Source organism: Falsiroseomonas oryzae (genome assembly GCF_027856955.1).
Classification (GTDB): Bacteria; Pseudomonadota; Alphaproteobacteria; order Acetobacterales; family Acetobacteraceae; genus Falsiroseomonas; species Falsiroseomonas oryzae.
In genome coordinates, this window is the sequence record NZ_JAPSMD010000263.1 from 1 (window position 1) to 7,585 (window position 7,585).

At 74.2% G+C, this 7,585-nt stretch carries 8 protein-coding genes; 3 read left to right on the forward strand and 5 right to left on the reverse strand.

The features are described 5' to 3' along the window. Positions 1-1,187: calcium-binding protein (locus OZN99_RS20865; RefSeq protein ID WP_270937182.1), on the forward strand; the 1,187-nt coding region annotated here is incomplete at its 5' end. A gap of 27 nt (positions 1,188-1,214) precedes the next feature. Here the strand turns inward: OZN99_RS20865 and OZN99_RS20870 are convergent. Genes OZN99_RS20870 through OZN99_RS20880 form a run of 3 tightly spaced genes read right to left on the reverse strand, consistent with a single transcriptional unit; the run spans position 1,215 to position 4,092 of the window. Next, positions 1,215-2,216, reverse strand: a complete 1,002-nt coding sequence (locus OZN99_RS20870; protein ID WP_270937183.1) for an asparaginase — start codon at positions 2,214-2,216, stop codon at positions 1,215-1,217. 5 nt (positions 2,217-2,221) lie between these two features. Continuing rightward, on the reverse strand, positions 2,222-2,650 hold the full coding sequence (locus OZN99_RS20875) for a PaaI family thioesterase (protein WP_270937184.1): 429 nt from the start codon (positions 2,648-2,650) through the stop codon (positions 2,222-2,224). 29 nt (positions 2,651-2,679) lie between these two features. Continuing rightward, a complete protein-coding gene (locus OZN99_RS20880) occupies positions 2,680-4,092 on the reverse strand; it encodes an MATE family efflux transporter (protein ID WP_270937185.1) in 1,413 nt (470 codons plus the stop codon). Between the two features lie 116 nt (positions 4,093-4,208). On the opposite strand from OZN99_RS20880, the gene OZN99_RS20885 reads away from it, so the two are divergent. Together OZN99_RS20885 and OZN99_RS20890 are read left to right on the forward strand one after the other, a co-directional pair. Beyond that, positions 4,209-5,249, forward strand: a complete 1,041-nt coding sequence (locus OZN99_RS20885) for an alpha/beta hydrolase (RefSeq protein ID WP_270937186.1) — start codon at positions 4,209-4,211, stop codon at positions 5,247-5,249. A gap of 96 nt (positions 5,250-5,345) precedes the next feature. Next, entirely contained in the window at positions 5,346-5,672 is a 327-nt protein-coding gene (locus OZN99_RS20890; protein ID WP_270937187.1) for a hypothetical protein, read from the forward strand. 27 nt (positions 5,673-5,699) lie between these two features. Here OZN99_RS20890 and OZN99_RS20895 read toward each other — a convergent pair whose 3' ends face one another. Both OZN99_RS20895 and OZN99_RS20900 read right to left on the reverse strand, forming a co-directional pair. After that, positions 5,700-7,247, reverse strand: coding sequence for a sensor histidine kinase (locus OZN99_RS20895; protein WP_270937188.1), 1,548 nt, complete (start codon positions 7,245-7,247; stop codon positions 5,700-5,702). Beyond that, positions 7,219-7,585: winged helix-turn-helix domain-containing protein (locus tag OZN99_RS20900; RefSeq protein WP_270937189.1), on the reverse strand; the 367-nt coding region annotated here is incomplete at its 5' end. The genes OZN99_RS20895 and OZN99_RS20900, both read right to left, overlap by 29 nt.

A 7,585-nucleotide genomic window follows, 5' to 3' on the forward strand; every position in this document is an offset into this window, starting at 1 on the left:
ACGGCGACGACCTGGCGGATGGCGGCGCCGGCGCGGACCGCGTCGTGGGCGGCGCCGGCGCGGACACAGTGATCGGCGGCCTCGGCCGCGACACGCTGGTCGGCGGCGACGGCGGCGACCTGCTGGTCGGCGACGTGTCGCTGCCGGTCCATGGCCTGGCCGCGCTGCGCTGGAGCCTGCAGGGCGCGCCCGGCACCAGCCTGCTGGACGGCTTCTCCCAGACCATCGGCGCGCTGACCGCCAGCATCGCCATCCAGGACGACGGGGCGCTGGCCAGCGCGCAGGTCACCGCCGGCGCGCAGCATGTCGGCCCCGGCGAGCCCTTCGCGGCCAACTCCGCGCTGGAACTGCTGGGCTTCGGGCCCGAGACCGCGACGCTGCGGCTGACGCTGACGGATGCCGGCGGCGATCCGGCGGAGGCCGCGGGCCTCGCCTTCCGCATCAACGACATCGACTTCGTGGACCACCGCGACCGCATCGAGATCACGGCGCGCGACGCCGCGGGCGGCCTGGTGCCGGTGACGATCCTCGCCGCCGGCAACGACGAGGTGGCCGGCAACGTGGTCACGGCCGCGTTCAGCAACGACGACCCCTCGCAGGCCGCGGGCTCCGTGCTGGTGACCATCGCCGCGCCGGTGCACAGCGTGACGGTCGTCTATACGAATCTCGGCGTCACGGACCAGGCCATCACGCTCACCGACATCCACCTCGACCCCGGCGGCGCGCTGCCCGGCGACGAGGCGCTGGACGACCTGTTGCGCGGGCAGGGCGGCGACGACCTGCTGCTCGGCGGCGCGGGCGGCGACCGGCTGTTCGGCGACGAGGGCGCGGACACCGTCATCGGCGGCTACGGCCGCGACGTGCTGTTCGGCGGCGAGGGCGCCGACGTGTTCCGCTACCTCGCCGCGGCCGACAGCACGCGCGCCGCGCGCGACCTGATCCGCGACTTCGAAGTGGGCGTGGATGCGCTCGACTTCTCGGCACTGCTGCCGGCCGGCGGTGGCGCGCTGTTCCTCCAGGCCCGGCCCGGCGCGGCCTTCTCGGGCAGCGCGGGCGAGATCCGCGTGGTCGCGCCGGGCGATGCCGTCACCCGCGTCATGGTCGATCTGGACGGCGACCGGGTGGATGACCTCGTCGTGGACCTGCACGGCCAGCCCGTGCTCGGCGCCGGCGACTTCATCCTGTAGTCGTCCGCGCAGGTCGCCCCACGCCCGCTACGCGCGGGCGAAGAGCTTCGCGATCGCCGCGCGGTCGCGCGTGCGGGTCAGCGCCAGCATCAGCAGCACCCGCGCCTTCTGCGGGTTGAGGTTGTCGGCCGTCAGGAAGCCCTGCTCGCCGTAGCGCCGCGTCGGGAAGGCGCGGCCCGACCCGGCGCGGGAGGACAGCACCACGGTGCAGCCCGCCCGTACCGCCTCGGCCAAGGCGTCGCGCTCCGCGGGCGTCGTGAAGCCCGGCGCGAAGGCCGCGGCCACGATGCCCTGCGCGCCGGCGGCCAGGAAGGCGCGCACCGCCACCCCGTCGCCGCCGGCCACCGAATAGGCGACGTCCACGCGGGGCGGCACCTCTACGCGGGCGACGTCGAAGCGCTCGGCGGGCGGCAGCAGCCGCGTCGGGCGGCGCCACAGGCTGACGCGGTCGGCATCCACATGGCCCAGCGCGCCGACATCGGGGCTGCGGAAGGTCTGCAGCCTGCCGGTCGAGGTCTTGGTGACCTCGCGCGCCGCATGGATCTCGTCGTTCAGCACCACCAGCGCGCCGAGGTCGCGCGCCTGCGGATCGCCCGCCACGCGCACCGCCGCGACCAGGTTCATCGCCGCGTCGGAGGAGAGGCCGGTGAAGGGCCGTTGGGCCCCGGTGACCACCACCGGCATGTCGTCGGGCAGGGTCAGCGAGAGGAGATAGGCCGTCTCCTCCAGCGTCGCGGTGCCATGCGTGACGACGAGGCCCGCCAGGTCGGGATGCGCCGCCCTGGTCGCCGCGATCGCCGCCAGCAGCCGCCGCCACTCCGCCCAGCCCACCGCGGTGGAGGGGATGGCGCTGAAGGGCACGGGGACCACCTCCGCCACCTCGGCCAGCGCCGGGACGCGCGCGACGAGCTGGGCGGCATCCAGGATCGGCAGGCCGGAGCTGCCGTAGTCCTGCGTGTCGAGCGGCCCGCTGCCCTGGCTGGCGATCGTGCCGCCCGTGCCGATGACGGCGACCTTCGGCTTCGGCATGGCGCTCAGACCTCCCCCTCGACGACGGCGCAGGTCAGGCGCGAGACGCAGGCCAGCCGACCGTCGGCACGGCGGATCTCGGTCTGCCAGACCTGGGTGCGCCGCCCGACATGGAAGGGGCGGCATTCCGCGGTGACCACCTGGCCGCCGGTCACCGCTGCCAGGTGGTTCGCGTTGATCTCGATCCCGACGGCGCGCAGCCCCTCAGGCAGCGTCAGCACGCAGGCCAGGGAGCCGAGCGTCTCCGACAGCACGACGCTGACGCCGCCATGCAGCAGTCCGAAGGGCTGCAGGTGATGCGCCTCCACCGGCATCTCGGCCAGCAGGCTGTCGGGCCGGACCTCGGTGATGCGGATGCCGAACACGCCCGCGGCCGTGCCGGCGATCCGTGCGTTGACCGCCTCGGGCGTGGCGATGCGCTTCCAGAGGCTCATGCCCTTCCGTCCTTCGTTGCGCGCAGACGTCACGCCAGGCGCCGCGCCCGCGTCAAGCCGCGCGGCGCCGAGAGCCTGACCCAGCGATGCGTCATCAGCCCCGCGACGAGGAACAGCCCCACCGCCAGCCCGACCCAGATGCCGATAGGCCCGAAGCCTGCCGGGAAGGCGAGCGCCAGCCCGAGCGGCAGGCCGATGGCCCAGTAGCCGAAGCCCGCCAGCACCATCGGCACGGTGGTGTCCTTCAGCCCGCGCAGCGCGCCGGCGGCCACGGCCTGCACGCCATCGGCCAGCTGGAACAGCCCGGCCACCACCAGCAGCGTCGCCGCCAGCGAAGCGGTCTCCGCCGCGCCGGGATTGCCGGCATCGAGGAAGGCCCAGGCGATTGCCCCGCCGAAGGCGATCATCGCCACCGCCGAGCCGGCCATGAAGCCAGCGCCGAGCGCGATCGCCGTCCAGCCCGCGCGCGCTGCGGCCACCGCATCCCCCGCGCCCGCCGCCAGCCCGACCCGCGCCGTGGCCGCCTGGCCCAGCCCCATCGGCACCATGAAGGTGGCCGAGGCGAGCTGCACCGCGATGGCATGCGCCGCGACCGCCAGCGCCCCCATCCAGCCCATCACCAGCGCGGCGAAGGCGAAGACCCCGATCTCCAGCAGCATCGCGCCGGCGATCGGCAGCCCGATCGCCACCGTCTCGCGCAGCCGCGCGGAATCGAAGCGCCAAAAGCGGCCGAGGATGCGGAAGCGCCGCAGGTGCCGGTCGCGCGCCATCAGCCCGACCAGCCCGAGCAGCATCGCCAGGTTGCACAGCGAGGAGGCGATGCCGGCGCCCACCACGCCGAGTGGCGGCACGCCGAGCCCGCCATGGATCAACCACCAGTTCAGCGGCACGTTCAGCAGGATCCCGACGCAGGAGACGACCAGCGCCGCGCCGGGTCGCTGCTCCGCCGCCAGGAAGCCGCGCAGCGCGACGAAGGCGCAGAAGCAGGGCATGCCCCACATCAGGGCGCGCACGTAGTCGGCGGCGAGCGCGGCGAGTGCCGGCTCCTGCCCCAGCAGCAGCAGCACCGGTTCGGCGTGCCACAGCAGCAGCCAGACCGGCAGCGTCGCCGCCGCCACGGCCCAGAGCGCGGCGCGCAGGTCCCGCCGCATGCCGCGCACGAAGCCCTTGCCGTGGCCGCGCGTCTGCGCCGTCATCGGCGCGGCCGCCATCGCCAGGCCGAAGCAGGGCGCGAGCGCGGCGAAGAACAGGTTGGCGCCCAGTGTCGCCGCAGCCAGCGCCTCCGTCCCGAGCCGGCCGAGGAAGACCGTGTCGGTCAACGTCAGCGCGAACTGCGACAGGTTCGTCAGCACCAGCGGCCAGGCGAGCGCGAGCATCGCCCGCACCTCGCCGCGCCGGGCGGAGGCGGCCGCCAGGCTCTGCTGGGCAAGGGTCAGCTCCATGCCGTCCCCATAGCGCGCCGCGGGCGTTGCGACCCATGCCCGCGGCGCAGGGCGTGCCTGGGCGCGGCGCATGGAGCGCGCTACACTTCGCGGACATGTCGAGAGGATTCGGCCTCATGCAGCGACGCAGCCTGCTCGCCGCGCCAGCCATCGTGACCATCGCGAGCCTCGCCCCCGAGGCGGCCGCGCAGGCGCCACGCATCGTCACCGAGGAATTCATGGTGCCGACGCCGACGGCGGGCATGGAGGTGTTCCTGCGCTCCAAGCGGCCGGAGGGCCTGCAAGCCTCGCCGGGGCGCACGCTGCTTTTCGTGCATGGCGGCACCTATCCGGCGCATGCGGTCTTCGACCTGCCGCTCGCGGGCGTGTCGTGGATGGACTACATCGCCGGGCGCGGCTTCGATGTCTGGTGCCTCGACCTGCCGGGCTACGGGCGCAGCACGCGGCCCGCGGCCATGTCGCAGCCGGCGGAGGCCAACCCGCCGCTGGTGCGCGGCGAGGAGGCGGTGGCCTCGATCGCCGCGGCGCATGCCTTCATCCGCCAGCGCCGCAACGTCCCGCGCACCCAGCTCATGGCCTGGTCCTGGGGCTGCTCGCTGATCGCGCGCTACGCCACCGAGACGGCCGGCGTGGCCGAGCGACTGGTGCTGTTCGCGCCGCAATGGCTGCGCGAGGGGACGAGCCCGGCCGCCGCCGGGGCGCAGCCCGGGCTCGGCGCCTATCGGGCGATCACCCAGGCCCAGGCGCGCGAGCGCTGGATGAACGGCGTGCCCGACCAGGCGCGCGCCAGCCTGATCCCGCCCGGCTGGTTCGAGCACTGGGCCGGCGTGACCTGGGCGACCGACCCCGAGGGCATGCGGCAGAACCCCGCCGTGCTGCGCGCCCCGAACGGTGTGCTGCTGGACAGCCGCGAATACTGGCAGTCCGGCCGGCCCTGGTGGGATCCCGCCAAGGTCACGGTGCCGACCCTGCTGGTGGTGGGCGAATGGGACCGCGACACGCCGCCTTCGATGGCCACCACCATCTTCCCGCTGCTGACCGCGAGCCCCGGCAAGCGCTGCGTGCTGCTGGGCGACGGCACGCACACCATGCTGATGGAGCGCAACCGCGGCGCGCTGTACCAGGCCGTGCAGGTGTTCGTGGAGGAAGCGGCCTGACAATTCCGCACGCGGCCCATTGTTGCCCTGTTCACAGCCGGTCCCGAGGATGACGGGCCGCCGGGCCGTTCCGGCGGTCTCACAGGGACACTCTCGATGCGCCTCCTGCGCCGCGGCCTACCGGCCGCCCTTCTCATGCTCGGTCTCGCCGCGCCGGCCCTGGCCCAGAGCACCGATCCCTCCTTCCGGGTCAACAACCGCACCGCGATCGTCATCAACGAGATCTACGTCTCCTCGGCCAACGACAATTCCTGGGGCGCGGACCGGCTGGGCGCCAACGTGCTGCAGCCCGGCCAGAGCCTCGGCATCCGCCTGCCGCAGGGCCAGTGCATGAACGACATCCGTGTCGTCTTCGCGGATGGGCAGACGCATGAGCGCCGGCGCGTCGATACCTGCCAGATCACCGACTACGACATGCGCTGAGGCCGCGGCGGGGGGCGCGCCCCCCGCCTATCCGGCCGCCAGCGGGATGCGCACCACGAAGGTGGCGCCGCCGCCCGGCGTGTCCTCCACCACCACGCTGCCGCCATGCGCCTTGGCGATGGTGCGGCAGAGCGCGAGGCCGACGCCCGTGCCCTCGCCATCGGGCTTGGTCGTGAAGAACGGGTCGAAGACGCGCTCGCGCAGCGCCCGTGGCACGCCCGGCCCGTTGTCGGCGACGCGCAGCACCGCCTCCGTCCCCTCCCGGCGCAGCGTCACGGCAATGCGGCGGACCGCCGGCGGGTCCGCCATCGCGCCCAGGGCGGCGCGGGCGTTGCCGACCAGGTTGCCGACGAGATGCGCGATCTGGTCGGCATCGCCACGCACCGGGGGCAGGTCGCGGGCCAGGTCCACCTCCAGCTCGATGCCGGCGGCGCGCGCCGTCTCCACCGTCAGGTCGAGCCCGGCCTCGACGGCTCTGGCCATGTCCAGCGCGTCCCGCCGCGGCGGCTTCTGGCGGGCGGAGGCCAGCAGGCTCGCCACGATCCGCCCGCAGCGTTCCGCCGCCAGCCGCACCTTCTCCGCGCGCTCCGCCAGCGGGGTGCCTTCCGCCTCCTCCGCCAGCAGCAGGGCCTGCGCGGCGACGACGGCGAGCGGGTTGTTGATCTCATGCGCGACACCGGCGAGCAGGCTGGCGATGGCCGACAGACGCTCGTTCCGGCGCAGCGCGTCGCGGCTGGCGCGGCGGGCGCGCTCTGCCTCCCGCCGGGCGGTGATGTCGATGTACGTGTTGACCAGCGTGCCGTCGGGCAGCCGCTCCCGCCGGACCTCGATGCAGCTTCCGTCCGGGCGCGTCTCCTCGAAGCGGCCGACCGGCGCCGTCATGATCTGCGCGACGCGCGCGACCACAAGCTGCTCCTCGGGGCTGCAGCGGTCCTCGTGCGGATAGAAGTCGGCGCGCCTGATGCGCTCGCGCACGAAGTCGGCCACCGGCGTCCCGGGCGCGGCCAAGTGGTCGGGGAAGCCGTACATCCGCATGAAGCCGCGATTCGCCAGCACCAGCCGCGCATCGGGCGCCACGATGTTCACGCCATCGGCGATACCTTCCAGGATGGCGCGCAGATGCGCGCGCTGCGCTGCCGCTTCCTCCTCCCGCCGCTTCAGCTCGGTCAGGTCGCGCATGTAGTTGATGAAGGCCTGGCGTGGCCCGTCGCCGCCGGACGGCGCGCCGAAGGGCGCGAAGGTGTAGGCGATGTAGCGCCGGCCGTTCCGCCGGTAGTCCACCCATCCCTCGAAGCTGACGGTCTCGCCGGCCAGCGCGCGGTCGGAGACCGGCAGCAGCTTCGCCGCCAGGTCCGGCCCGATCAGCTCGATGGTGGTCATGCCGAGGATCTCCTCGGCGGGTCGGCCGGCGAACTCGGCGAATTCGCGGTTCACGTAGAGGTAGCGGCGCTCGCTGGAGATCACGCAGACGCGCGCCGGCGCGGCATCCAGCACGCCGCGCAGCAGCGCGAGCTCGGCTGCCGCGTCCTGCAGGCCGGGCGGCGGCTCAGGCTTCGGCAGCAGGGTCGAAGACATAGCCGGCGCCGCGCACGGTCTTGATCACCGCCGGCCGCTCCGGCACGGCTTCCACCTTGCGGCGGATGCGGGCGATGCGGACGTCGATGGAACGGTCGAAATGCTCGTCGCCGCGCGGATGCGCGAGATCGAGCAGCACCTCGCGGCTCAGCACGCGGCCGGGCCGCTCGGCGAAGGCGCGCAGCAGCGCGAACTCGCTCGGCCCCAGCGGGATCTCCGCGCCGTCCGCCCCGGTCAGCCGCCGCGCATCGAGGTCGAGCCAGGTCCGCCCCATGCGCACGCGTTTGCCGGGCGGCGGCGCGGGGGCAACGGGCACGGCCGGGGCCGGGGCGGGCATG